This is a genomic window from Pseudomonas sp. NPDC087690 (assembly GCF_044743175.1).
Taxonomy (GTDB): Bacteria; Pseudomonadota; Gammaproteobacteria; order Pseudomonadales; family Pseudomonadaceae; genus Aquipseudomonas.
Map to the genome: position 1 here is coordinate 1 of NZ_JBIUVX010000112.1, position 1,191 is coordinate 1,191.

Genomic DNA, 1,191 nt, shown 5'->3' on the forward strand with positions numbered 1-1,191 from the left:
ACAAATACAGCCTATTCTATAAGGACTGCGGCAGCTTTTTCCATATCAGCACGACGCTCTTCGAACGCAGCCAGGTTGGCAGCGGTCGCAGCGGTAGCTTTGCCGAAAGGCAGCAGGTAGTTACGGCCGTAACCAGCCTTAACGTTTACTTTGTCGCCCAGGTTGCCCAGGTTGGCGATTTTTTCCAGAAGGATCAGTTGCATGTGAAAATCCTCTAACTTTTAACCTTCACCGTTCGCGCTGTCGGTGTCTTTCGACACGTGACGACCGCGAAAATCAATCAGGCTGTCGACAATGGCCAGGACCACGAGCAACGGATAGATCAGCTGCATGAACAACAGCAGCGTGACGTACAACCCCACCAGCCAGAAACCGGCCAGTCGCTTCTGCCCGACCAGCCCGTGAATCAGGGCAAGTCCGGCGAACACCAGCGGTACACTGCACAACGGCGTCAACATGGCCATCTGTGCACCGAGATTCGGGCCCAGAAGCATCAACGCCAGCAGTAACATCGCCGGCCCCAGCGGGATCCGGATGGCGCGAAACTCGCGACCAAAACCACCCGGGTTGTACAACAACGCCTGCCAATGCCGCCCGACAATCAGGCTCAGCACGCTGACGATTTGCAACAAAGCCGCAATCAGTCCGGTCAGGACTGGTGCGATCAGGGACGCGAAACGCGCTTGCTCATCGACCGACAATTGCTTGTAAGTCTCACCGAGTAGCGCCGGCATGACCTTTATCAAGGCCTGCGCGAGCATCTCGATCTGGGCCGCAAACGCAGCCCCGAGCACCACCGAAAACACCACCCCTACCGCCACGCTGACCAGCAGCGTGCGAACCCAGGACTCACTTGCGCGCAAAACCAACGCAAGTCCCGAAGACCCCAGCAGCACCAGAAGTGCGCGTGGGTCATCGGCATACAGCCACCAGATCAACGCCGGCAGCAGCCCCAGAGACAGAACACCCAAGGCGTCCGTCAGTCCGCGCCGCAGCAGCACAAGGCTCCCGGCGGCAGCGCCCAACCAATACAACAACGGCAATGTTGCACATCCGGCCACCACGAGAGTGGCCTGCATACGGCCTCGCATGATGAACTCAGCTAAGGCACGCATGCATTCAATCCTTTGCTACTTGTCGACTGCCCGGTCTCATCGGCCGTGGCTGACGGTGAAGGCCAGCAGGGCCAGG

At 58.9% G+C, this 1,191-nt stretch carries 1 protein-coding gene and 1 pseudogene; both read right to left on the minus strand.

Translation table 11 applies throughout. From position 1 onward, the window contains the following. Positions 1 to 26: 26 nt before the first annotated feature. A pseudogene (gene rplI / locus ACIPIZ_RS29710) lies at positions 27 to 203 on the minus strand (50S ribosomal protein L9); the annotation flags it as partial. 18 nt (positions 204 to 221) lie between these two features. Beyond that, entirely contained in the window at positions 222 to 1,115 is an 894-nt protein-coding gene (locus tag ACIPIZ_RS29715; RefSeq protein ID WP_064388639.1) for a hypothetical protein, read from the minus strand. Between the last annotated feature and the right edge of the window lie 76 nt (positions 1,116 to 1,191).

Excerpts from the sequence above, each read along its gene's own strand:
- ACIPIZ_RS29715 (WP_064388639.1), bottom strand. The coding sequence starts at position 1,115 with ATGCGTGCCTTAGCTGAGTTCATCATGCGAGGCCGTATGCAGGCCACT.